Source organism: Duganella sp. Dugasp78 (assembly GCF_059491455.1).
Genome location: NZ_CP168506.1, coordinates 6024593 through 6050218 on the forward strand (window position 1 = coordinate 6024593; position 25626 = coordinate 6050218).

18 protein-coding genes are annotated in these 25626 nt (G+C 57.6%); 2 read left to right on the top strand and 16 right to left on the bottom strand.

The genetic code is table 11. From position 1 onward, the window contains the following. Positions 1-912: 912 nt before the first annotated feature. From ACEN9O_RS26680 to ACEN9O_RS26745, 14 genes are all read right to left on the bottom strand, one after another. Positions 913-1944 carry a right-handed parallel beta-helix repeat-containing protein gene (locus tag ACEN9O_RS26680; RefSeq protein WP_495614813.1) on the bottom strand — a complete coding sequence of 344 codons (1032 nt, stop codon included), beginning with the start codon at positions 1942-1944 and terminating at the stop codon, positions 913-915. Further along, on the bottom strand, positions 1944-7274 hold the full coding sequence (locus ACEN9O_RS26685; RefSeq protein WP_495618545.1) for a DUF6765 family protein: 5331 nt from the start codon (positions 7272-7274) through the stop codon (positions 1944-1946). Before ACEN9O_RS26685 ends, ACEN9O_RS26680 begins: the two co-directional genes overlap by 1 nt. After that, entirely contained in the window at positions 7271-8554 is a 1284-nt protein-coding gene (locus ACEN9O_RS26690) for a DUF192 domain-containing protein (protein WP_495614814.1), read from the bottom strand. Before ACEN9O_RS26690 ends, ACEN9O_RS26685 begins: the two co-directional genes overlap by 4 nt. 12 nt (positions 8555-8566) lie before the next feature. Next, positions 8567-9487 carry a type II secretion system F family protein gene (locus tag ACEN9O_RS26695; protein ID WP_495614815.1) on the bottom strand — a complete coding sequence of 307 codons (921 nt, stop codon included), beginning with the start codon at positions 9485-9487 and terminating at the stop codon, positions 8567-8569. Between the two features lie 8 nt (positions 9488-9495). Beyond that, positions 9496-10356 carry a type II secretion system F family protein gene (locus ACEN9O_RS26700; RefSeq protein ID WP_495614816.1) on the bottom strand — a complete coding sequence of 287 codons (861 nt, stop codon included), beginning with the start codon at positions 10354-10356 and terminating at the stop codon, positions 9496-9498. Beyond that, the gene (locus ACEN9O_RS26705; protein WP_495614817.1) at positions 10353-12143 is read right to left on the bottom strand and encodes a TadA family conjugal transfer-associated ATPase; all 1791 of its coding nucleotides are present in this window, start codon (positions 12141-12143) and stop codon (positions 10353-10355) included. The genes ACEN9O_RS26700 and ACEN9O_RS26705 overlap by 4 nt, the downstream gene beginning before the upstream one ends. A gap of 11 nt (positions 12144-12154) precedes the next feature. Then, positions 12155-13765 (bottom strand): type II and III secretion system protein family protein, encoded by a 1611-nt coding sequence (locus ACEN9O_RS26710; protein ID WP_495614818.1) that lies wholly within the window; start codon positions 13763-13765, stop codon positions 12155-12157. 78 nt (positions 13766-13843) lie between these two features. Next, the gene (gene cpaB / locus ACEN9O_RS26715) at positions 13844-14758 is read right to left on the bottom strand and encodes a Flp pilus assembly protein CpaB (RefSeq protein WP_495614819.1); all 915 of its coding nucleotides are present in this window, start codon (positions 14756-14758) and stop codon (positions 13844-13846) included. Positions 14759-14760: 2 nt separating this feature from the next. Continuing rightward, positions 14761-14952, bottom strand: a complete 192-nt coding sequence (locus ACEN9O_RS26720; protein WP_495614820.1) for a hypothetical protein — start codon at positions 14950-14952, stop codon at positions 14761-14763. Further along, positions 14949-15698 carry a hypothetical protein gene (locus tag ACEN9O_RS26725; protein ID WP_495614821.1) on the bottom strand — a complete coding sequence of 250 codons (750 nt, stop codon included), beginning with the start codon at positions 15696-15698 and terminating at the stop codon, positions 14949-14951. Before ACEN9O_RS26725 ends, ACEN9O_RS26720 begins: the two co-directional genes overlap by 4 nt. 157 nt (positions 15699-15855) lie before the next feature. Further along, positions 15856-16680: a hypothetical protein gene (locus ACEN9O_RS26730; RefSeq protein WP_495614822.1), complete on the bottom strand. Its 825-nt coding sequence runs from the start codon at positions 16678-16680 to the stop codon at positions 15856-15858. Further along, a complete protein-coding gene (locus ACEN9O_RS26735) occupies positions 16677-17633 on the bottom strand; it encodes a hypothetical protein (protein WP_495614823.1) in 957 nt (318 codons plus the stop codon). Before ACEN9O_RS26735 ends, ACEN9O_RS26730 begins: the two co-directional genes overlap by 4 nt. Continuing rightward, positions 17630-19009 (bottom strand): pilus assembly protein TadG-related protein, encoded by a 1380-nt coding sequence (locus ACEN9O_RS26740; protein WP_495614824.1) that lies wholly within the window; start codon positions 19007-19009, stop codon positions 17630-17632. Before ACEN9O_RS26740 ends, ACEN9O_RS26735 begins: the two co-directional genes overlap by 4 nt. A gap of 118 nt (positions 19010-19127) precedes the next feature. After that, on the bottom strand, positions 19128-19427 hold the full coding sequence (locus tag ACEN9O_RS26745) for a pilus assembly protein (protein WP_495614825.1): 300 nt from the start codon (positions 19425-19427) through the stop codon (positions 19128-19130). Positions 19428-19650: 223 nt separating this feature from the next. Here ACEN9O_RS26745 and ACEN9O_RS26750 point away from each other — a divergent pair, with 223 nt between their 5' ends. Then, positions 19651-20247, top strand: a complete 597-nt coding sequence (locus tag ACEN9O_RS26750; RefSeq protein ID WP_495614826.1) for a PAAR domain-containing protein — start codon at positions 19651-19653, stop codon at positions 20245-20247. Next, a complete protein-coding gene (locus tag ACEN9O_RS26755) occupies positions 20247-20891 on the top strand; it encodes a T6SS effector amidase Tae4 family protein (RefSeq protein ID WP_495614827.1) in 645 nt (214 codons plus the stop codon). The genes ACEN9O_RS26750 and ACEN9O_RS26755 overlap by 1 nt, the downstream gene beginning before the upstream one ends. A gap of 408 nt (positions 20892-21299) precedes the next feature. Here the strand turns inward: ACEN9O_RS26755 and gmtX are convergent, their stop codons facing one another. Together gmtX and gmtZ are read right to left on the bottom strand one after the other, a co-directional pair. Then, positions 21300-21941: a gamma-mobile-trio protein GmtX gene (gene gmtX / locus ACEN9O_RS26760; RefSeq protein WP_495614828.1), complete on the bottom strand. Its 642-nt coding sequence runs from the start codon at positions 21939-21941 to the stop codon at positions 21300-21302. Continuing rightward, a complete protein-coding gene (gmtZ, locus tag ACEN9O_RS26765; RefSeq protein WP_495614829.1) occupies positions 21938-25621 on the bottom strand; it encodes a gamma-mobile-trio integrase GmtZ in 3684 nt (1227 codons plus the stop codon). The genes gmtX and gmtZ overlap by 4 nt, the downstream gene beginning before the upstream one ends. Between the last annotated feature and the right edge of the window lie 5 nt (positions 25622-25626).

Genomic DNA, 25626 nt, shown 5'->3' on the forward strand with positions numbered 1-25626 from the left:
AGCATCGACACCGCTCTGACGTTTTGGGCATTATCAACGCAAGCTCAAAGCCTACACCAACTGGCAGCACTAATCATGCCAGGACATATGGTCCCAGTCCTTCGTGGGCCAAAGCATCCAGAGGACAATTGTCAGAGTAGTCACAAAAACCACCTGGGTCCGGCGGCGAACCGCACTGAACTTGCGGAGTAGTTTCATCAACTAGTCCTCCGCAGTCTAACGAGCAGGTTGGCACTCTGGTTTCGAACTATTGTCCAAGTACGCGAACATTAGGATGGACGGTAGTAGCCAAAATATAGGTAGCAACTCATTGGGTGTTGGCGCTATTCGGCTTGCATTCAGTACCAGCACGACAGTAAACGTGCAGACGAAGACGGTGAAAGCGACACATTTTTCCCGATATGGCCGGCAGGAACAAAATAGGAATACGATAAATCCGAGTATCACTAGCAAAGAAGGTATTAATAGAACACATAGTAAGTAAAGCGGAGCTACGGCGCTGAATGCAACTGGCATCGTAATAGGACTATCCAATGCGCCTATCCGAATTGCATAGGGCAGTAGCATAATATAAGTGCTATGCAGGTAAAATAAAGGCCAGCAGGTCAATTGGCTGATAAGGCATAGTGCAATTGCGTTGAACGACGCTCGGGTTAGCGGTCGCTTTAAGAACACGCTTAGGGAAAATGTGTACACCACCGTCACAATGAATTTGCATCCCTGAAACAGAATACTAAAATAGATGGTGAGGCTGAACGCAGAAACCAGCTTTGGCACAGGCAGTATGAGTATGCTTAGAAGATATAGTAAATACAAGCCTAGCGGCGAAAGCATACCGTAAGGAATCTTAATTACTTTAAGCGTTTCCATCCCAAGTCCCGGTGTGCTAAGCGAACATTACAGATAGAGGTTTTACAACCTCCACCACGGTTTTTCCTTGGGTCTTTCAACTACATTATTCTTCAATGAGACGGTACTTCCTTTAATGGTAGTCACAATATCTGCGGAGCCTACAATAATGTTGCCCGTCACATGTACTCCAATGCTGGCATCGGTGAGGTAGATATTGTGGTAGGTTTGCGACGTTCCTTTGACTTCAATCCGATTGCCGCTGATTACTGCGCCAGTCGCCCCATGCAAGACTATGGCTGCGCGTTGGACTCTTCTGAAATCAGATAGATTGTCGAACTGGGTGAGGAAACCCCTTGGACCATTCGCGGGTGGTAGCGGCTCGGTAAGAATGATTGTATTGTTCAGAATTTGGCCCCCTGTACCCGCCATCATAATGACGCTGTCGCCTCCGCTCTCGATTATGCAATTGCGGATGACATTCCCGTTTCCTTCAAGTATGACGCCTATGTTGTCGGTTTTAATGAGCAAATTTTCGAGGACGATCCCAGATTTCTTAAATCCGGAGAACTTTGTAGGCGGCGGAGGATTAATGTCATATAAGGACCAGTGGTCTACAACTTTTACTGCAGAGCCTAGCCCTTTAATTTCGAGAATCCCATTTTTAATAGTAATGTTTTGCGGCACAGGTCTTTCACCCTCTTCAAGGCGGACTGCGACAATGCCACTGGAATCTCCATCGCTATGCAAAGTGTGGCTCGCCAAATCGATAGTGACATCGTTGGCCCTCACGCCAAGTAAATGTCGATAGGGCTCTGGCCCGACATGCCCCGCGAAGTCAGAAAGACGCCGCTGCCAAAAATCGACCGCCGTGCAATGTAGCCCAGGCATTTCGATTGTTGCCTCCTGATATGGTCCGACTTCCGGCCGAACATCGATGCACGGTTTGTGATAAATCGCGACCGGTGTGGGCGGATGCAGGGTCCGGGGCCTGTCCTCTGTCGGCCACAGCATCCAGAGGGTAATTATCGGTATAACCATAAGAAACACCTGAGTTCGGGGGCGAGGCGCATAGAACTTGCGAAGTAGTTTCATTATTTGATCCCCGGTAGCGGCGCGGTTCCACTAGGAAGAATCGTACCTATATAGTCCGAGGGATTCAGCCTATTTAGTGAGTCTCCGCGATTTCCCGCAGCTCTCTTTTCATCATATGCGTCAGCTCCTTTCTGATATGTCATATCAATTCCATGGTAGCCTAGATAATCTAATGCCTTGTTCAGAATCGCGACCTTGGGTTCTAGATTGTTTGCACTGAAATTTGCGGGCATCTCATTGAATGTTTCCAAAGCGTATTCAATCGTAGCTATTGATGACTCTTGGTGATTTGTCGGATTGCTGAACGCCTTTAATTTTCTGAAGACTTCTTTTTCCATCTCCAGAGTACGCGATTGGTTGTTGTCCCACGGGGCAATAGGAATACCTGCTATCGTTAGCGTAGGATGGTTGTATGTAAAGTCCGGGTCTTCGCCCCCCATCAAGTGGCCGCTACCCAATCCTCCGGTAGTAGCTGCATAAGGTTCGTTGAACCGGTCTCGATGTGCAAACGTGTCTTCAAAAGCATGAAGATATTCACCGAAGAGTTGAGCGCTTGAATGGCAGTTGGCATTAGGGTCTGTTTTGGCGAAATTTGATGCGTCGAGGAGGCGCTGAAGCTGTGGACTTGCTGGCATGGCGATACGTCGGTCTATATAACTCTGTAAATCGCCACCAGTCACAAGGTGGTACAGGCTTTCGGCCGTCGTTCGCGGAGGGTCGTAACCGTCCTCCACGAAGTGGTAGCGCACCAGCGCAGGCTGATTTACAAAAACACTGTCCCAATAGTCCGGCAACTTCCCGTCCTTCATTGGTCTAGTCACCGGGTTTTCGTCAATGTACTGAGTTGCCAGTGCAATCTGACGGGCAACGTCTTTGTCCACGCCGGCGGTGATAGCCAGGAAAAAAGTCATGTAGTAGTGGACGTCGATTTGATACAAACCGAGCGGATCGACGCTCGCCAATGGATTGTTTGACACGTACGTGTACGGATTCGTTCCCGCACTGAGCCCCATCGGGTCGGGAGCAAGATAGCGTCCCAGCGTCGGGTCATAGTCGCGCAGGTAGTTGTAGTGCAGGCCGGTTTCGGCATCGTAGACCTGGCCGGGTAGCCGCAGGTTCATCTGGAATGGTTTGCCGTTCGCTCCGGCCGCCACAAACGTCACGCGGGCTTGGCCGAACGCGGCCGTGACTGCTTCCCACACCGGCTGCCCCTGCGCGTCAAGAACCTCCTGAGGGGTGCCTAAGTGGTCTGTGATGATGGTGAAGAATTGCGCCAAGCTGTCGCGGGTATTGTCTTCGGTGCGCATCATGATGGCGTTCCACAGGCGATGGGTGAGCTTGGTGTTATCCGTCATTTCAATCTTGGCCACTGGCTTGCCGTACAGGTAAATGTAGTGGGCGGTGATATGCCCGCGGCTGTCCGACTCGGCAGCTAGACGCTCGCCGCTATAGAGTGAATAGGTGGTTTCACCTTGGATCGCTACTTTGGAACGTGAAACCGGTACGAGCGCCGGTCTTGGTGAATAGACCGTCTTCGCGATGCGCTCGCCCTGGCTGTTGTAGTGGTAGCGTGCTATGAGCTGGCCATTATCGTAGACGGCGACCGGGCGCTTGTCGCTGTTATAAACGATATGTCTGTTCGTCGCGCCGCCGGTTTGCCATCGCAATTGGATCATTGGCAGCCCTATAGGGTGGTAGAACCATGCATTCTGGACAGATGGCGCCGTCGAGCCGTCGGCGTTCGCCTGTGTGGTGGAGAGCAGCCAGTTTCCGCCCGGCGCGTAATTAAATCCCCGCGCTGTTGGCTTAGCGACAGAAGTCTTGTCTCCGGGCTGATGCGTGGGCACGTTCGATTCTGCGACCCGGTTGCCGGCTTGGTCGTAGCGGAAATGCACATCCCCTCCTTCGTTGGAGATGATGCCTGTCAGCCGGTCCATCCTGTCGTAGGCATACCCTTCGCGCCGAGCACTAGCTGGTTTCCCGCCATCTGCCGCGGCAATCTGCCGTTCAATCCGCACCAGCCTGTCGGCTTCATCGTAACGGTTGACTTGGCGGTACAGCGGGGTATCGGCTCCATTCGACTTGGAGGAGAACCATGCCGCGACGCGATGCCACCAGGGCGCGACCGCCGTGGCGTTCCAGTCCGTACGCAGCTGCTCAATGCGGCCGCGCCGGTCCAGCTGGATTTGTTGGCGTGCGCCGTTACTCATCGTATAGCCGGTCAGCCCGCCGGCAATGCTTTGTTCGATGTTGCCGACGACGATATGGTCGTCGAACAAAATGGCTTCTAGCTGGCCTGATCGGTGGCGCACATCCGCTCGTTGCCGAACATCGCCACCGGCGGTAAAGCGATAGCTTAGGCTGTGCCCGTCCGGCAGGATTTGATGGATCATGCGACCGGCCCCGTCGTATTCGAATCGCGTAACGAAGAGCAGCCCGTTGGACGTGATACTTGCGTTCGAGCCGTCGTGCGCGGCCGCGTCGGCCAGCCAGCGCGTCTCCTTCGTCATCTGCCCCATCGCGTCATATTGGTACTCTAAGCGCTCAGTGGCATGGGCCGGGTCTCCATCGATGGTGCTGACCATGCCGACCAGTCGGCCTCCCCGATATCGGTATTGGAGCAGATTGGCGATCTTGTCCTTGCCCACCGTGAGCAGCCGGCCGGCGTTGTCGTAGGTGTAGCGCGTGGCTGACTTCGTTTCGTCAATACGCACCAGCATACGACCGGCGGCGTCGTAGCGGAAGAGCGCGACACCCCGGTCCGGGTCCACTTCAAACACCTTGAGGCCGAAGTCGTCATAGCGCCGCAATGTGTTGACTCCGTTAGGGGCTGTGACCTGCGTGGCATGGCCGGAAATGTCGTAGGCCAGGCGTAGCGTGGCCGCGTCCGCGCTGCCGGCGGCATCGGTGCGATTGGCTAGACGGCCATTTGCATCGTACTCGAACGTGGAATTGGTGCCGATGGAGTTCGCAATGGCGATGACCTGCCCGATGTCGTTGTATCGATAGTTTTTGAGCAGCCCCAGCGAGTCAGTCATTCCCGCAAGGCGACTGGGCTTGTCCACATCGCTGCCATAGTCGAAGCGCGTCGATGACAGCGCTTGAGCCTGTGCCGCTGTCATATCGTTGTAGTGTGCAATGCTGCCAGCACGATCCTCCGTATCGTGGGTGATCGCGATACCGCTGCCGTCGGGCAGAATGATGCGGTTGGGTCTGCCTGCCTGGTCATACTCAAAAGTGCTGCGCAGATTTCCGGGCCTCGTCACAGTTTGAATATGGCCGTCCGCATCGTAGTCATAATGCAGGTGCCGCCGGATGGCGCCGCCGGTCAGTTCGATATCTTCCGGTTGGCCGCGCCAGTTGCTGCGGATACTGGAAAGCCGAACCAGATCGCCGTCCGTGACGCGCAGTCTTATGGGCCGCAATGCCTCGTCGCGCGCGAGCACCTCAGTGACGAGATTGCCGGGCGCGATGATGCGTGTGAGCAGTCCATCGCGTCGTCCCGCATGCTCGTCATATCGCGCCAGTTTGCCAGGCCTCGAGTCGGCGCTTTTCTCTGATCCGCTATCAGGACGGCCGTCGTATTCGAACACAGTGACGTCCGAGTCGAGCGGACTGTTGGCTTTGCCGTTAGGCAGAGGGCCGTCAATGCGCGTAAGTAGGCTGTGGCCGTTGATGGTGGCGTATTGGTACGTTGTAGTACGCGTGATCTGCGCCGCGGCGCGTTTGCCGTCATAGGTGGGAATCCAACCGGTTTCAGTCACGCTCAGCGGCTGGCCGACAGAGTTGTAGACGATACGCGTTTGCCGCTCCTTGCCGGGGACCACGCTGGGCCCGGCAAGGAGCGTTGGCGCGCCGGCTTCGCCCAGGTATTCCAAGCGTAATTGCGGTACCTCCGTACCAGGCTTTCCATCCTGATAGTCGACTTTGCTGATCACGACCAAGCGTCCCCGCTTGTCCAGCTTGCGCCGGATGACGCTGACTGGTTCCCCGTTCTCGTTCAGCTTGGTTGCCTCAACGAGCTGGCCGAACTTGTCGTAGCCGTAGCGCACATTAGTCTCGCCACAGGTTGAACAGCCGGCGCCGCGTACTTCCAATATGCGGTGTTCGCCACCGACAATGGCGTGGCGATAAACAGTGCGCTGCCCCAGACTATTGGTAAGGACGGTCTTGCCGCCTTCGCGGGAGTCGAGTGTGACCTTATCGACATTGCCGGCGTGCGTGCTGAGATTGGCCAGCGCGTTGTCGTCGTAGCCGAAGGTAGCAAACCGCTTGGCGATGGGCTTGCCATCCGTCCCTGCCGCTTCGATGCTGATGCCCGTCAGCAGCCAGGGGAATCTCGGGTCGTCGTGATGATAGACCCGGCTGACGGCGCTGGTCGTGGTGCCGCGGTCGGCGAGCGGATGGGCTTTGTGATCCGGGTCGTAGCCAGTCGGTAGCCGAACACGGGCCATATTGGACAATAGGATGCGCGCGTCGATCAGGGCGCTACCTTGGGGTACCGCGCTTCCATACTCATAGGTGAAGCGCCCCACCGGACTGTCGATGTATTGCACACCACGGAAGCGGTCTCCAGCCTTGGCGGTTTGCCGGTCCAGGTAACCCAGGTGCAGACTGCGCCCTTGCGGGTCCGTGACCCGGACCAGGACCTGGTCGGGGTCGTACTGGAGGGAGACAGCTTCGCCGGTGGGGACAGTGATGCTATCGAGTTTTCCCCAGTTGTTGAAGTGCAGCCGGCGTCCGTTGGGCCAGGTCCAGGTGTAGTCCGTCATCCCGCTAGACTGCCGCGTGAGTGTGATGTGACCATTGGCCGGCAACGAAGTGCTGCACAAGTTGGGATTTTTAGGGTCTCTGTCGAAGATAACCCGAGCGCCGTCGGCCTGAAGTATCTGAATCTTACCGAATTTGTCGAATAGTTCCGTCTCGTAGGACAGCTTCCACTCGCGGCCCATCGGCCCGCTTGGCGAACCTGGTTTGTTATAGGCGCTGTTGTAGTGCCGTACGATTTCCAATCCAAGTACGCCGGGCAGCGCGGGCATGTCTTCCTCTCGTTGGTACTTGTTGCCGGTGATAACGTTGATCGGGTTTCCGGCCCCAGTGTCGACGCCTCCACTCGCGCCGATGCTGGCAGGGGAGCTCGGGGCGCATGCGGCCGGAGGCCCGCCAGGCACGGGGCCACAGTCCGCCCTCGCGGCGTCGGACAGGACCAGGCAACAGACGGTCAGAAAAACGCCTGTCATCGCGACGCTCAGTCTGCGTTGGCGACCTGACTGGCGCGAGGCGCCGGACGCGCGGCCTAGATGGAATGTCGTATTCATTGGAAGCCTCATGGTGTGCAGCACATCACGGAACACGGCGGCGGCTCGCAATGCGCAGGATCGATAAGTGGGTTGCAAGGTGGCGGCGGTGTTGGTGGCGCCGGCGGGTCCGTGCAACTAAGGTTGTTACAAGGTGGTGGCGGGTCGTGCGTGACGGGCGGGTCGCCGGGATTGGTTGGTGTTCCGCCGTTGCCCGGGCCGGGAGAGGAAACCGGGGAACCTGGTTCAATGGCGTCTGACTGCATATGCAGCGTGATGCTGGTCACGACCGGAATGCGTCCGTCGGCGAGCAATTTGGTATGGAAAGCGTCTGTATGCGGGTCAAGCCACTTCAGGTAGGTGCCGTATAGGTTTTTGATAAGTGGCACCTTGGGCAAATATCCGTGGGTGATGCGGAGCTTGATGAGATTGGCATCCTGTATGGTCTGACCTGACTTGGCGCCAACCTTCTGGTCTTTGAACGCTTGCCCGCTGTTTGGAATGACGCGCCTGCTGGTGTGCAGCGCCGCCTGCCTGACCGGATCGTGCCAGTCATCAAAGCTTTCCTTGGTCGGGTTGAGCAGCTCGATGTTGACGTTCCCGACGCCATTGGCCCCGATATCCTCAGCCGCCTTGACCAGCGAGTTGGCCAAGTCGTCCGGCGTCTGGCCGCCTCCATACATCGGCACCAGGGCGCGCAAATAGGCCGCGTAGACGCTGTCGATGCTGGCATTGGCGGTGGCGCCTTCGCGCGCGGCCATGAAGCTGGCATAGTTGATTTGCGTCTTGGCGAAAAACAGCATGCCGTATTGCAGCACCGACAGCCCAAGCAATGTGATGATAGGACCAACGACTGTGAACTCAATCATCGCCGAGCCGCGCTGCGATCTATGCGGAGTCTTCCGTCCAGGCGGCGCTGCCCTAGTCAGGCGCGAATGGTCCAGTCGGTCGCCCGGACGAATGTCCATCGCGGCGACCGCGCCGGCCACCAATTCCAGCGTGTGCGCCGCTCGCGCATACCGTTTGCCTGCGCTGTCCCTGCCCAAACCGCTGAAGCTTATCCGCCAGGGCCGCAGCTGCGCGACACATTGAGTGACGACGCCATATTTGTCCAGGTACACCACATCAATGGGATAACGCAGGAAGGCGCTGTGCACGCTGGGGCAGCGGGTGATCAGCAGACCTTGCGAGCTATGCAGCGGGCGCGCCAGCATCAGGCCTCGAAACCGAGACAGGAAGCTCTCAGCGGTCCGCAGGTCGAGCTGGTGAGCGCCGTTGGCCGTGTATAGGGTGCAGGTTTCTTGTGTGGTCATGGCGATGGTTCCTTATAGCCCCGAGTGCATGAACTGAATGACGATGGGGAAGAACAGGACGATGAAGGTGCAAGGGAAGATGAACGCGATGAGCGGAAACAGCAGCTTGACGGGTGCCTCCATCGCCAGCTTCTCGGCGCGCAGGAAACGCTCGGAGCGCCGCTGGTCGGCCTGTGCCCGCAACACCGGCCCCAGGTTCATACCCATCCGCTCGGCCTGTATCATTGCGGTGATGAAGTTGGTGACGGCTGGCTCCTGGACGCGCTCGCTCATGGCGCGCAGCGCCTCGGCCCGCACCTTGCCGTTGCGTACGTCGCGCAGCACGCGGTTGATTTCGTCGCGCAAAGTCCCATTTGGCCCCTTGAGCGCTGCTTGGTTGAGCGCGCCCTGAAGATTGAGGCCAGCCTCCACGCAGAGGGTGATGAGGTCGAGGTAGAACGGCAGAGTCTTGTGCAACTCGCTCTTGCGCAGCGCCATGCGGTCGCGCAGCCAGATGCCCACATAGCTCCAGCCGGAAAGCGCGGCGCTGACACCCACCTCCCAGTAGCGCGACACACCAAAGCCGCCCGACGTGCTACCTTGGCCCAGCGAGTCCAGCACCCAGCATGAAAAGGCCGCGACGGCGAGCGCACATAGTAGACGGGCTGCGGTAAATTGGGATGGACTAATGCTGTATTCCAGCCCGGCCTTGCGCAAGCGCACTGGCAGCGAGGCGGTCGGCGCCCGCGAGATGAAGGGGCGCAATGCATGACCGCACCAATGAATAGGCCACCAGAACAGTCGGAAACCCAGCGGCGGCGCGTCCTTGTAGCTGCGGTCCTCTGCAGGAATGGTGGCAACGGCACGGGCGATTAGCGTGGCGACCAGCGCGACTGCCAGGCCGGACAGCACGGCCAGCGCCGCGATGATCAGTTCGGTGCGTGTAGAGGGCATGGCGCGGCCTAGACGTCGATGGCGACGATACGACGGATAACGTGGATGCCCAGACATTCGAGCGTGATGATGACGGCCAGCGCCCCCCAGCCCATGCGTGTGTGCCACAGCTGGCTCATCGCGTCGGGCTCCATATGGTCGAGGACCAGCATCAGCAACATCGGCAGCAGGCCGACTATCCACGCCTGCAATTTCCCCTGCGCCGTCAGCGCGCGTATCTTGCCCTCGATTTGCAGGCGGCTACGCACGGTGTTGGCGGTGCGCTCCAACATTTCTGCCAGGCCGCCGCCAGTCTCGGTGGCGATCCGCATGGCGGAGACCACCAATATCGTGGTCTGGGTGGGAATGCGGCGCACCAGGCCGTTCAGGCTTTGCTCCAGCGTCACGCCAAGGCGCTGTTCACGCAGCATCAGCGTGAACTCCTGGCCCAGCGGCGCTTGCGCCTCCACCACCAGCTGCGAGATGGCCATGTTCAGGCTCAGCCCCGCGCGCAACGCGCCGGCCAGCATCATCAGGGCATCCGGCAGTTGCTCCTCGAATTTGCGCAACCTGCGCACGCGCAGCCACGCATAGACCGCTCGCGGCAGCAGTGCCAGACCGATGAACATGGCGGCGGCCACCAGCACGCTGCCAGTGACTAGGCCGGCGACAATCGCACCCAGCGTCATCAGCGCGGCATGCGCCATGAATATCTTGGCTGGATCGACAAACAGGAAAAATTCGCGCACCTGAAAACGGGTGCGTTCGGTGAAATGGGCACGGTACCTGGTCATCGTGACGATGCCGATATCGATGACCAGCCAGGCCAGAATGGCCGCCGCCAGCGCCGCGACTGCGGTGATGAAAATCAGCATGTGCGTCGCGCTCATGGCCGCTTTCCTTGTTTGAAGATGCTCATGTCGAGCGCGTTGCCGACGGCGTGCAAGCCTTCGTAAAAGCCCGGCACCATGTCACAGCCGCTGAAGTAGCCGCGGACCCTGGTCTGACCATCCGTCGTCGAATAGCCCAGGTTCACGAAACGGAACAACTCCTGCATCTGGAATTTGCCACCCTCCATCCCTGTGATTTCGGTGATGCTGGTGACCACGCGCGTGCCGCAGGCGAAGCGTGTCTGCTGCACGATGAGCTGGATGGCGGAGGCCACTTGCTCACGGATAGCGGACAGCGGCAATTCCATGCCGGCCATGAGCACCATGGTTTCCAGGCGTGATAGCGCGTCGCGCGGGCTGTTGGCGTGCAGCGTCGTGAGCGAACCGTCGTGCCCTGTGTTCATCGCTTGCAGCATGTCTAGCGCTTCGCCGCCGCGGCATTCTCCGACCACGATGCGGTCAGGCCGCATGCGCAGCGTGTTCCTGACCAGCTCGCGTATGGAGACCGCGCCCTTCCCTTCCACGTTGGCTGGGCGTGATTCCAAGCTGATCCAGTGTTCGTGGTGCAGCTGTAGCTCGGCCGCGTCTTCGACAGTGATGATGCGTTCGCCCGACGGGATGAAATTGGACAAAATGTTGAGCAGGGTCGTCTTGCCGGACCCCGTCCCACCGGAAACGACGATATTTTTGCGGGCTGCGACGCATATATCCAGAAAGACCGCCATCTCGGCGCTGAGCGCACCCAGCGACACCAGGTCGTCCGCCGTCATTTTGTACTTGGCAAATTTTCGTATCGTAAGCGCGGGGCCCTTCAATGCCAGCGGCGGAATGATGGCGTTGACACGTGACCCATCTTTCAAGCGTGCGTCGACCATGGGGGAGGATTCGTCAATCCGCCGGCCCAATGGTGCGACGATGCGTTCGATGACGCCCAATACGGCCCGCTCGCTGGTGAATGTCAGAGGGTGCTTCTCCAGCCGCCCATCGCGTTCGATATAGATTTTGTCGAACTGATTGACCATGATTTCGGTGACCCCGGCGTCTTCCAGCAACTCCTCCAGCGGCCCCAGGCCGACGGCCTCATCAAGCACTTGCCTTGCTAATAATTCGTGATCCAGCTCCTCGGGGAGGTTCGCGCGTTGTTCGCGCATGATGTCGTGGATGTAGCGCCGCGTCTCCGTGCGCAGCTGCTCGTCGCTCATCTTCGAAACGTCGTGCCGGCGCAGGTCCATCGTTTCCAGCAGAATGGCGTGCAGGCGCTGGCGCCATTCGAATTCGAGCTGCTGCCGGGCCAGCGGAGCCAGCACCAGCGGATAACCATCCGCCGGCATCTCCGCACTCGTGTCGGCGTTCACCGGGGCCTGTTGTACCTTTTGCTGGGCCCTCTCGGCCGCCAGGCGCGATGCATGGATTTCCGCTGTCGCTCGTTGGTTGCGTGTGGCCGCACTTGTTGAGCGGGAGTTCGGAGCAGCCGCCTGCACGGGCTTCACTGCGCTGGGCTGGTCCTGCACCTGCAATTTGTAGGGGCCGATGGCGACGACATCCGATGCGGCCAGCGGCCCATGCTGGGTGGTAATGCGTACGCCGTTGACGCTGGTGCCGGTGTATGAACCCATGTCTTCCAGCAGCACGCCGGAGGGTGTGCGCAGCAGGCGTGCATGCTCCTTCGCCACCCGCCAGCTGTCGAGCCAGATATCGTTACTGGTCTTGCTTCCGACCATGCAGTCGTCAGGCACATTGACCTGCTTGGCGCTGCCGTCAGGGTTGAGGATGTCGACCTGGAACATGATGCCCCCGGTTAGTGCGCTGGCGAGTCAGGTACGTCGGCGGAAGCCGGCGCCTGGTTGAATCGGGCTGCATCGGCGCCGGGCTGGAGGGGATTGCTCAGATAGGGCTGCCTGCCCAAGTTGTTTCCCAGGCGTTCGGTGGCGCGCTGCACCTTGTCCTGCAGACCGGCGCTATGGCTGTCAACGATAGTAGGCGTGACGAACACCACTAACTCGGTTTCCTTATTTTGGAAGCGCTTAGAACGGAACAGTGCGCCGAGAATCGGGATGTCGCCGAGCAGCGGCACCTTGTCGATATCGGTGCTACTGTTGCGTTGTAGTAGTCCGGACAGGACGATGGTTTCTCCTTGCCGGACATTGAATTCCGTCTTGGTGCGCCGCGTCAGCAGAGCGGGGCCGTTGGCTGTGGAGAGGGAGGCGTCGATGGAACTAACCTCCGATTCGACGATGGCGCGGATGATGCCGTTGCTGCCTACCTTGGGTTCGATGTCCAGCTTTACGCCGTAGGGCTTGAACTGCACCGTCACGCCATTGATGCTGGCGACCGAGTAAGGAATTTCGCCACCTGCCAGGAAGCTGGCCTTGTAACCGCTTCGAGTCGACAATTGTGGCTCCGCCAATATGCTCGCCATTCCTTTCTGCTCGAGAGCAAGCAGCTGCGCGTTCAACCCCATGTTGATAGCGCTCAGGATGGTCAGGTTAGACGGCAGCGGTCCGAAGCCTCCACCGTTTCCGCTCGGCACAGTAATCGGCGGAGCGTTGGCGTCCCCCGCCCTGACCGTGATCGCGTAACCACCAGTGTCGCCGCGGCTGGAGGGGGCCCAGATGCCGCCAATTGCCGCGCCGCCGGTTGCGCTCCATTTCAAACCGAATTCGCGCAACTCCGTCTTAGGAAATTCGACGACCTTCACGTCCATCATCACCATCTGCTCCCATCCGATGGGACTGGTGAAATTCACGATAAGCGGATAGCGCTTAGCCAGCTCCGCAATCTTTTCGCGGTCAGCATCGGAGAGTTCCTCGCCTTCGACGATGACCTTATCGGCTACTACGGTGGCCTTTGCCTTCGGTATCGTCGTGAGGAAGGTGGCGACGTCGCGCGCATACCTGCTCATATCGACCGGCAGCACGGTGACCTTCACGCGCTGAAAATGCCCTTCCTGGTTCCACACGAACAGTGTCGAGGTACCCGCGCCATTGGCAAAGATGATGACGTCCTTGTCGTCGAGCGCATTGGCCGTGATGACCTGGCCATTGCCCACCGCGATGCGCGCGACGCCGGGCGTCGAGAACACGCGCGACTCGCCGGTGAACAGTTCAAGTTCTGGCACCGGCTCGGCGTCTTCCTGTTTTTTGATGGGGGCGTAGCGTTCGGTCGTCTTGGTGATCGTTGGCATGGGAACCTGCTTCACGCGTGGCTGAGGCGCCGTGACCGGCGCATTGCCTTGGACGATGCCTAGAGGTGGGATTTGCGCGCGAGCGATTGCTGCCGCGCCGAAAAGGCTTGAGCCCAGTCCGACGGCGAGCGCAAGACGCGAGACGTAGACGCCCCATTTCAAGACGGCGGCGACCGGATTCGCTATTAGCAGGGCGCAAAACGATTTACAGCGAGGGCTTTTCATGGCGTTCAGTCCAAAAATGGGCGTGAGTAGTCCTACACGCGGCGGTGCCGCGCGATTGAGTTGCGTCGGATTTTCAGTTCAGGGTGAAGTAGCCGACCGGGACGGCGGTGGCGCGGCGACCGGCGGTGGCGGGTATGGTCTGCCACCAGTTCGATAGCGACTGAGATGCAATGCTTCTTGGGGATATTTCGTACCACTACCGCCATACAAAACGGGGACTCCCTCGTCGCGACGAGTTGGTCTCACTTCAGGCTGAGCATCGAACAGGGAGCTCAAGTCGTAGCTCTTGTTGCCGATAGGTTGTTTGTCTGCGGGGTTTCTAAGCAAGGCGGTTAGCTTGCCGGTTTCTCGCGCGATGATGATATTCTTGGCCTGGTCCGGCGTGGCGTCGAGCGTCACGGTGGCGAACTGCGTGCGTTCACCGCTTTTCGGATCGTCGGCCGAACGCTGGCCAGTGGCTATGACCTGCATGCTTTGTAGCAGCGGAAGGACGATCTTCTTGCCGTTCTGGTCAACGGTGAACATCAGGTCTATCAGATCGCCAGGCTCCAGCATGCCGGATATGGAATTGATTTCGTCGACCACGACTGTGATAGCGCGTTGTCCCTTCTCCAGGCGCGCGGAAAAGGTTGGCGCCCGCTTGCCCGCCATCTGACTCCACATAATCATCTCGCCCGCCTTGACTTGAAAGGCGATGGTGCCGCCATCGATGCGCTCGAAGTCGGCTGGCAGCACAGCGCCCGAGTGCGCAAACTCCACGGGTATCTTGCGTACGGCGACGTTTTTGTTTGTCAGCACAGTGTTTTGCGCCAGCTCGGTTTTGGCTACGACGACGCTGACGGTTTCGTGCTGGTTGCGTGCCTCAATCTCGGCCACCTGGGTGCTCAGGAAGCTGCGTGTGGCCATGGCAGCCAGCAGACCGATGGCGAGCGCTGTGCCAAGAACCGCCCACGTTTTGTTGACCTTGGATAGAGAGGTAAGGTTGAGTTTCATGACTAGCCCGGAAGTGAAATGGCGTGGCTGAAATCCTGATACGCCGTCTTGAACGCGTCGAGTAGCTGCTTCAGAATGCTGGTATCTCCGCTCATTCCGACACCCAGGGCGAAGGCAAGAGCAGCGCACACAATGACGAATTCCATGCTCGTTTGGCCGTGCTGACCGCGATGATTTATCGTGTGGAGATTCATTTCGCGCGCTCCAGGTCGGTGACGGTGTTCAGGACGATGGCCGTGTTCCCGCCTCGTTCGCGATAAACTACAGCGACCGCCTGCGCGCCGCGCTTTGTGAAAAACAGCGTCGTGCCGGTTCCTGACGCTGGCGACGCCGCACGCGCAAACTGGTAGCCTTCGGCGTCCAACGTGTGCTTGATATGCTGGACGTTGAGCTCGACGTCCAGCGCATTACTGAGCGTGAGGGCATCGCTGCGGTGCAGGCCATCCACGGAGCTCATTCGGCTTACCAACCTGGAGCCTGCTGGAAAACGGGCGAGGAGACGCTGTCCGGCCTCCTTGGATGTATCACGCCCGCTAATCGCGGCGCTCAGTCTGGTGACGGCAACCACGCCGCGCGTTCCGGCACCTGCGGGCTCCAGCTGCACCGTCACGTAGAACTCTCCCAGTGCTCGCCCTAGCACCAGCTTGGGTCCTTGCGGATTCTCGATCAGAGGACGTCCCAAGCTCGCGCGGAAAAGTGCCGCCACTTCCACGGGGGCCTGGTTGGATAGCACGCCACGCATGCGTAGTGGAAGTCCGTTGACGACCACCTCTTCGCCTATAGCGAAGGTTTCGATACCCTGAGGGACGTGTACTGTGGGCCAAGGCAACTCGGCTGACGCGGTGGCGTCATGCAGCAGCAAGATAGCCAGCGCTGTCGGAACCTGGCGGAAGACCATCCGTCCGATGGTCGCGATGATTTTCCTGCTCTGCGTTGCCATGGTTTTTGCCTTCCAATTGTGCTTATACACACGCCTCAGACTGCGAAGCGCATAGCCTATTTAACAATCAATAGCATTTAGATAACTGACTTGCCGCAAACTTTGATCCATTGACGAACACCGACTAGGAGAACATTTGACCCAAGCGTACCGATAGCTACTTGAGTCGGTCGGACGGCACGACATCGGTCCAGAAATCGAGTTCTCCCAGCTTGGGGCCAGTGAAGTGGCCCGCTTCGACCACCGCGACACTGCCGTTGACCACCGGCGCGATGCCGCGGAGCTTGGTGGCTGGTACGAGCACGCCGCTGTCGATGCGTGACTGGACAAGCGCCGGAGACTTGGCTACCCAGCCATCGATGACGACGCTGGTGTGACGGGAAATCGCCAGGTTGATGCTATCAAGCGGCTTGTAGGCTGTGAGGCCGGCGGGCATATTGGCCAAGCGGACCGTGACGTTACCGGTGTAGATGCCCCGGCTTGCGAGCCCCAACTTTTCGGCGGTATGAATGCCGAGTGTGGTAGTCAAGGTTCCATTGAACGGTTTGCCATCGCTGGCCGGAGTAAAGGCGTCGTCGTGCGTCGGTTTCTGGTCGGGACCGAAACTGACCGCCACGTCGCTGTCGAAATCGGCGATGAGCGCGGCACCGTCAGGGCCGCGCCAGAACAGGTTTTGATTGGCGAGAAAATTGCCGGCAACGTCGCCCGTCTTGATAGGGGCGTCCGCATTGCTGAAGAAGCGGCGACGTACTTCTCCTGCCAGGTCGGCAGGTGCCTTCCAGGTGCTTTGCGCGTCATTGCGTGTCATTGCCTCGAATGTGACGTATCGGCTGGCCATAGCGACCTGGCTTGAAACGTCCTGGTATTTTGCGATGATTGGTATCAGCAGATACAACGGCACGAGAGCAACGGCGAGCGCGAGAAATTCAGTCAGCGCCTGGCCCCTGATATGTCGCCGCGCGGGGGAATAGCTGGCCTTCATGGGTGCGCTCCCGTGTTAGTAATGCGGAAGTCACCGGCCAGATAAGGAGTGAATACGGAACTGCTGACGAACGCGTCCAGTTTCGCCTTCGTGGCCTGCATTTTGATGCCCACGATGGATGTGGCCTCCAGTGCCATACCTGATTGCTTCATATCGCCGGGGACGTTAGATGCGGCAAACGAGCCTCCGCGCGAAAGGCAAATCGTGCCCTCAGGGTCAAGCGGATTCTTCCATACGTCGCACTCGAGGCCGACAATAGTCTTGTGTTCGCCCGTGCCTGACGGTGGGTGCGCGCGCACGGCAGCCGCCAGTGCGGCCATGGCTGGATTGGTGGCCGCGTTACGTTCGATGGCCGCGATTTGCACTGCAGTCAGTCCCGGCAGACGGCTCGGCGGTTTTGCGCTCGCTTGCCCGGTGGCGTCGCAGGCACCACGGGCCGTTTTCTTGCGCAGGTCAATATCGCAGACGCCTTGGCTAGAGTAAAGACTGGCGGTACTGCGCCGAATCTCGATCAAACTGCAATCAAGCTGGTTGGCGCCATAGGTCACGCCGCTGGAGTAATGAATGGTTCGATTGATGGCCGAATAGATGTCGCTACGTAGGCTGTCGACATGATCGGGCCACGCGCGCGGCGGCTTCGACGCAACACCAGCCGCGCTGTTGCGCCGGACGCAGTCCTCGACTTCCGCGTGCAGCATGGTCAGGCGTGCGGCGTCGTCGGGTTGCCCGATCACATAGCCTTGCGAACTGGCCAGGTGCACCTTGACTGGCGCGCCATGCGAGCCGAGTACCTCGTGCGGCATGGGCGCCTTGGCCATATCATCCTCGGCTTGCGTGGTGGCGCGAGCCGCCAACGGCACCGCGCAGATGCATAAGACCAGCAATCGGCACAGGGTTTCCACGGACAAGGGGGGCCAGAGCCGGCCACCCTGGTTGGGGTGATGGGTGTTCATCGTGGACCTCCTAAGGTCATTGCCAGCGCCATGTCGGCCGTCGAGGTGGAAATAAGGTGCGCTTGCCAAAACGGATTGAACAGACTGGCAAGTTCCGCCTTACCGTCTTTGCGGCCGCTTGGACGTTCGAAGTAGACCTCCGAGGTGGCGACTGCCGCCAGCACATCGGAGGCAGGTTTGCCGGCGATGATGGCGAGCCTGCCGGTCGGTTTGATGCCAGAAGCGGCATCCGAGGTTCTTAATTGGTCCTTGGCCCGCGTAAGTCGTATCGCGAATCTCAAGCGTGGGTTCGGGTCCGTCGAGGCGTACGCCAGCGCGGACGAGGATATGTCGTAGAACGTGGGGAGGCCGCTGTAACCCCAATCCGTGGCGCTGGCCGCTGCGCTAGCCTTGGGGTTGTCGGAGCGGGAGTTACCATAGTTCGCGGCCGAGTCATCAGGTGAACCATTGGCCGCTCCCTGCGTGCCGTAGCCCAATGCCATCTCATCGTCATCGCACGTGGGCAAGCGCAAAATGCCGTGCGTGTGCCACGTCCACCGATGCAGGGACGCCGTGTCCATGGCTTTCCATTCGTCGAAGTCGATGAGTTCGGTGCCGCCCCGACGACGGAAGGCCGCCTTGTTCCCAAGAATGCAGGCGAAGCTATTGGCGGAGGTCCAGGACCGTTGCTTGACGAACGGGTCCCGGTTCGCGGCTTCCACCACCGCGTCCTTGAAGCGGCCCCGGTCGGTGCCGGAATAGGAATGGATGAAGGTTTCGCCGTCGAACGCCACGAAATTGTCGGTGAGGGGAATGGTATCGACATGGACCGCGCCATCGCCGGCATAGTTGGCGTCAGCCACCTGCTGCATCAGCGTTTTTCGTTCGATCAGGAAGGTTGCGGCCATGTTGGCCTGCGCGCCTTGCAGGATACCCTTTGCGATCTCGGACGCCACCACTGTAGCCTGTGCTGCGACGTGAACGCCGCTATTCACGCCGTCGGCGGCCACGTCGGCGCCATACAGGCTGAGCAGATAACAGACAGGGATGTATTCTGTCAGTGCCAAGGCAACTGGTACCGAATAGTAGGTATAGCAGCTGAGTGGCGGAACGTTCTTGGTGTGCTCCACGACATGCGCGGACCACGAAGCGATGCTGACGGCTTGTGCAATCATGACCTCATTGGCCATCAGCGCGCGGTTGGTGTAGGCATCAAAATTCAGAGCTCGCGCATGCATGATACCGGCGCTGTAGGCCACGGCGTCGGCGGTGTTCACGAGCTTGGTTTTTTCAGCGGTGAGTTGGCCCGTATTAAAGAGGAATATTAGGGCGGCCAAGCCGCCCATGAGTACGAAGATGCCGTAGACGAGCGCCTGGCCCTGTTGATGGCGTTTCACTATCCTGGTCATGAGGGATGAATGTGCCGGTTTCATGGTTCGATTGGCGTTGGACTTGAGGTGTGTAAGTGGACGCTCAGGCAGACAAAGAGGTGACGTTTACGCGGAACGGAATGAGTCAGTTCTGTTTGCCAGTGGTCGCTTGGTCTCCATAGGTGGAAAGTGAGTTCTTCGTAGTGTCCTTGGCCGCTGTCTCGGCTTTGGTCGCCGCATCCCCGGCCTTGGCGATGGCTGCACTTCCGTTCTTCCCGGAGACTTCAAGCGCCATGCCGGCCGTCTGGTTACGTATCGTTGCGCCGAATAATTGGTATATCGCGATGGCGGCGACAGCGATGAGCGCAACGATAACGATGTATTCCGTCATCCCTTGGCCGAGTTGTTTCCGGGATGATTTGAGTTTCCGCATTGCAGGTTTCATTTTAAATACCTTTCATTTGAGAAAAAGCAAATGGTGAGGGATTGATCTTGAAGCTTGTACATGGTATGGCTTGTTTGATAAGGTGATTTAATCGGCGTCAAGCCGACCGCAGAATTGATGAGGCAAAGCGGCGCCTTCCCCCATTTCGCCATACCCCTAGCAACTCGGTTCGTGCGATGCGGAAAAAGCAATTCAACTACAATGTTCAGATATAAAACTTTGAATGGCCAACATGCCCGAAATAATTCGCAAGGGAGATTCAACTAGTCATGGTGGAACAGTTTTGGAGGGCTCGCCTGCAGACATCTGCATGGGTCAACCAATTGCCTACATCGGGCACAAGGTGCATTGTCCGAAGTGCAAAGGCGACTTTCCCATCGTGGAAGGAGTGATGTCGGCCACGTTCTACGGTAAAGGTGTTGCCGTAGCAGGGATGAAAACCTCATGCGGCGCAACGCTGATTGCTTCCCAATTTACGGATACGGTTGAATGGAGCGGCGGCGGCTCCAGCGGGGGGACGCAGTCTTCGGCGGCCTTAGAATCAACCACCATTCCACTCGTTCTTGGCGCACTCCCATTACGTACGTCAGAAAATGGAGGCGTGACGCGGAAAGAAATGGAAAAATTCGACGAACAGCCACAGCTTCAGGATGATGCGATTACAGGCATTCCGTACCTGGTCGAGACCAAGGACGGCCGAACGCTTTCGGGCCGCGCCAAATCAGATGGCATGCTACCGCGTATCGAAACGTATGACGAAGAAGAATACGTTGTCTACTGGGGAGATGATGCTCTTGCAAGAATGGCGGGTGCAAAATAATGGGGAAAGTGCTCAAGCAACATGCCATAGTAAAGACCAATACACTTAAAGACTCTGTCTGCAAAATAGACGTGCCAGCGGTGAAGTTTTCCGATTTATGGAGCAACTACGTGACTGGAAGCCCGTATAAACCCGCCCCCGATGATAAAGGAGACTATAGCAATCAATGTGCACTGCGCATGAGTGCAACATTCCACAAGATCGGAATTAAAATGCTCTCGTTCTCTCAAAAAAGCGTTAAGCCGATGCCGGGGGCAAAGGTGCTTGGGCGCGTCATGATGGACGGATATCCTGCCGCCGTGCGCGCCTATGAGCTAGGAGAGTGGCTGGAACTTCAGCCATTCTGTGGCTTGCCGCAGAATTCGGAACATCTCACCAGTAAGGACTGGGAAACAGAAGTAAAAGGACGGACTGGTATTATTATGTTTCATGGCTATTGGACGCGTTCCGGAGAGATTCCCGTGAACGCGAGCGGTGGACACATCGACTTGTGGAACGGCTCGCGTTTAACGATAAGCGGCTTTTGGGACGGTTTCGCTACCCTCGGCCGTAGGGTGGGGATGAATGAGTTCTTTCCTGGAACTCGGATTGGCTTTTCCGACTTGCGGAATTCCAAGAAAATCTTGTTCTGGGAGATTAAATGACTCGCCGCTTTATCATCGCATTTGTGTTCGTGTTGATCGGCTTTGCAAGCCTGCTAGTTGCAAATCTAACCTATACTTGGATGTGCCATCACTTCGCTAATTTCTGTAAAGTCTACACAGGTCCATGCCCTGGTATAGACACCTGCAAACCTGATACCTTGCTCAATCTAGTGTTAGTAGTGGTGTATTTTGGACCGTCGATTCTATTTGGCATAGCTGGATTCATCTTTAGTAAAAGACCGCGCAGTATTTTTGCGTGGTTAGGACTCACAATAGTGTTGGTCGTTTTACATTCAATCATAATGGTTGTAGGTATTCAAATTACCCCTCAGTGAACTGGACCACTCGGTGGACACCCCAACTGTGACTTGGCCTGCCATGCATGCTACGTCTCACCCACGCTCACGATTAGAGTTCGCCTAGCAGCTTCCGCAGTCCCGTTGCAAAGCCTGGATCAAAAACGGTCCGGCCTCTGTCGTTGACGATTTCGCCCAATTTGGTCTCTTCCCAGCCCTTGGCTTTTAAAGATTCGGGCGAAAGGGCCTTCTTGAGCGCCCTAAACTCCGAATCTTCCAACCTCTTCACCATATTGGCCAGCGCGGGCTGAGCGCCCTCAACCATCGGCCGCCGATCCACGAAGATGGTCTTACTGGCCTTAAGCACATTGAGCTCCGCTGTCACGCGGTTCAGTTTGGCGAGGTCGCGCTTCACCAGCATGCGGAGAACGGGGTCCTGAATCTGGCTGACATAGGCCTCTGAAGGCTTCTCCTTGTCAACCAGTTTGGGAGGTAAAGGGCCGGCCAAGTCAGCCCAAGCGCCCACAAGTTTGCGGTAGTCCTCGGCCGCCTCGTTATATAGCCCACGAGCCTTCATGATGCCTTTCGCCTCGCATAGCCTACCTACGTTGCTAATCGAAAAGTCGCGGGGACCTACCTCGTACAATGCCTTGCACACGTCGTGCATAGCCTGCAGGTTACGGACCTTCTGTGGCCGCGGAGACCCAGCCAAAATCTCCGCCATTACTTCATCAGGAGTGTTAGCGTTACTCATCTTTCTATGACCTCTAGCTTCATACGATGGGACGTCGCGCCGGCCATCTTCAGTTCAGACATAGTGCTCACCAAGTTAACGCCAAGGCTTTCCCCCAGCTTCCCGCCGGCGTCAATGACCTCAACCACCTTCCGCTGCCCAATAAATGGACTATCGGGCGCGGCGCAACGTGACAGGCTCCGCATGAATGCATTGCCGACTTTCAGTTGCTCCTCTTGCCCAAGCTTCAAGAACATAGGCGGAAGTCCCTCGTTGTAAAGCGCCGAGTCAAGCAATTGGCTACGCCGAAGGACCGCCTTGTCCGCCTCAAGATCAGGATAGAGTTCGACGCTGTCGCAGACCCCGCAAAGCTGCAGCAGTTCAGATTCGGTTTCTTCAAACACCGCCTCGACGTCGCTCACTTCGCCTTGTATAAGCAGCCGCCATCCATCGGAAGGGCCTGAGTTCAGAACATTCTTGCAACGCTCAATAAGCCGCCAGGTCGCCACTAAATCTTCAGCGCGGTCACTGAATTCCCGCATTGTCGATTCCATAACGCGCTCAGCTTGAAGTAGCTGCTTTTGATTCGAGAACACCGCCCCTGCGAACTCTTGTTCGGCCTTCTGTCGAAGCAGTTCCTGATAGCCCCGCTCCGCGCCAATCGCACGGTTTCGAGATTCATCAAAGTGGTACGCAATCGTGTTGAAGTGCGCAGCCAGCGCAGCAAGGTAGTGAGGCTCGGTAACAAACCAGCGGCATCGGACGCAGTTGCGGCTACCGCCAGGAACGGGAGCATTCATAGGATGACTGGTTGAGCCAATATCAGGCCCACCGTTATAGCAACCACCGATCTTCTTGTTATCCTCAATCTCGCTGACATTTCCACCGACCAGACAAAGACCATGGTGCATTAGCATCCAGCCGGCGGGATTCCGATCAACCGGGCGGACGGGAATTGCGGTCGCCAATGCCGCCGAATTATTGCAGATTCCCCTTTTAACAAGGACGTCGTGCTCTGTATCGAGAAGGAAGCTGTGGATGCTCTCGTCCTTGTTTCCTTCCAACTTCCCAGCTGCTTCCGCAAGTACACGAGTCATACGTGCTTGCCCAGGCTTGGTGTAGTAGAGGGTCATAAGCAAGCGGGCGTGACCCACGAGCTTCTGAAGAATGGCGAAAGGAACACCCCCATCCAGAGCAAACGCGGTAATGAGCGAGACACGCAAGGAATGAAGCGGAAAGTCGTTGAATGCGATCCGCCCTTGTTCACCGCGCCCCATGAAGATAATCGGCTGCCCACCAGGGTGCGTCTCCCCCTTGGCCGCCAACTCAGATTGCAGATGCTCGAGCAAATTGGCCCACGCATATGCCAGAACTCCATCTGTGATGGGTAAACCGCGCAATTCAGGCAGCTCTTCAGGCAAACGAAATAGAAAACATGTGGGCGAATAGGACGCCAGTTGCCCGTCCGTTTTAGCGCCAATGTGCTTCCCGCCTAATTCAGACCAGTCAGTCCGACGTTTGATGGGGTTGTACTTCATTTGCCAGTCCCGAAGCTTCTCGAGCCAGTAGTAGACGTTGTCCAGTGAGTCCGGCGCAGCAAACCACGGCATGGTGTAGCCCTTACTGGGACCACCCTTATCCTTATCCGCCGTCTTGTTCGTGTTGATGTATAACACCGTCGTGGCCATTTCCCGGTTGGCTGGATCGGGATGGCGACGGAGGACACCCTGCTGCCAAGGCTCACGTGTGTTCTTGCTAGCGATAGGATGAGTGTTAGGGGTCCATTGGCCAGCCTTGTACGTCCAAGTATCAGATTCTCCCGAATCTAGCATCCGGACCTGTCCTGTGCGTAAAGGGAGCAGCAGCTTCACCAACAGGGCCACCCACCGCACTGGACTCCACATCTGATAGACAACCCGTCCCCCATACATTGTTCGGATGCGCCAAACGCAGTCAGGGTCATCTTCGTCAATCAATGAGCGGTCGACTTCAAACCAATCTCGAGCCGGTCGACCAATGCCCCCTTCCTCCACACCTTGAGCCCCTTGGGCGAAACTCCATTCCCGAAAGGTCAGTCCCTGGGCAAGAGTGCGGCGCAAAGTATGAATGTACCCATAAGGTAACGGTGAGCGGACAGATTCGGAGAGAGCAGCGGAGCCCTTCGGCACGACGGCGCGGGCAAGCGGATTCCGGAACTCAGGAGAAACGACCAACTCACCATCATCAGCTTCTACACTGAAAGCACGTAGCAAAACCCACTCGAAGAAGTCGGACAGATAGTTCAGGCGCGTGACTCGATCTTTGGTCGAAGCCATCTTGCTGGCCAAGCCGGCAAAGTCCGGGAATTGCGCCCCACGCCGAAACAGTTCGGCTGGTTCGCTTGGCACATCCTCTCTATTGAGATATTGCTCAAAAAACGCATTAATGGCGGCCAAGCGAGGCCCCAGTCCGGCCGCTGCCGTTTGCAACCATTCAGAAGCCAACTCCCGCCATTCTTCCAATTGAGGGTAGTCCCGGCGCACCCATTCCAGGTCATGATCGTGCGACTTGCGCGGTTTCGATTTATTTTTTGGCGGCGCTGAACCTTCTTTGATTAGCCACGGCCGAGCGTACTCATCCCAGGCGTTGGTAAGGATGCGGAGATCGTCGTAGGCACTATTGAACAGAGACCGTTCTGCCAATATGCCACGAGCATTGAGCAATTTTCCGACCGTCAGCTTAGAGAAGTCCTTCTGTCCAGCAGCATGCTCCAGATAGCAAACCCGGTGAACCCCGAGGAGCGTTTCCAGCTTATCAGCTCGATTGGTTTTGCCCTTAAGCCGGCGGAATACCGCGTGCGGATTGGTTGGTTCCAGGTTCGGATCACTGTCAATCCAGAGCGCATCGGCTTTGGATTGCCAAGCCTGCAATATGGAAAACCAGCGTTCATTTAAGCGAAGCCGATTAAGCAAAGCCCCTCCGGAAGTGAACGCCTTTGCTTCAATCAAAGCCCTTGCCATCACTGATGTGCCAAAGTCGTACTCTCCGCGGTCAAAGCGCTCTTCACAGACCTCCTGGACTCGCTTTAGGAGCTCAAGCGTGGAGGATTTAACGCCACGCTCGCGTAGACGTTCCTGAAGCACGGCGTTGGGATCGCTTTCATGAATGCCTTCCACAGTTAACGGTCCGCGCTCGTCGGCCAATTTTTGCCAAGCTTGCAACAGGTTGTCATGTCGCCTAATTGAAGCAGCGCCGGCGATAATGCCCGACGCTGCACCATCCCTCCCGACTGCGGCTGGACTGAAATTCCTCTCGCCACGTTTGAAACGCTCCCTACACAACTTGTGCAAGGAACGTAGGGCCGAGGCGGCATTTCCTCTGCGCTTAGGGGCTGCGAGTAGGTCCCTCAGGACCGCATCAGGGTGACTTGGAGGAGCATCGGGTTCGAGACTTAAGTCAACAGCATCGGAATAGTCCTGCCACACCTTACCAAGCTCGAGGTATGTCGTGTATTTCGAGCTCATGTAGGTGCTGACGGACATAACACCCTCCGCCGCAACTTCTCCCGCTACTTCTGCGGGTTGGAAGCTACGTTCACCGCGGTCGAAACGTGCACGGCAAACCTGGTGAAGGCTCTGCAACTTTAACCTCTTAGACGGGCTTAGATTTGCAGATGCCAGCAAGGCATCTAAATGTGCATCGGGATGGACGAGTTCGATCATTCGAT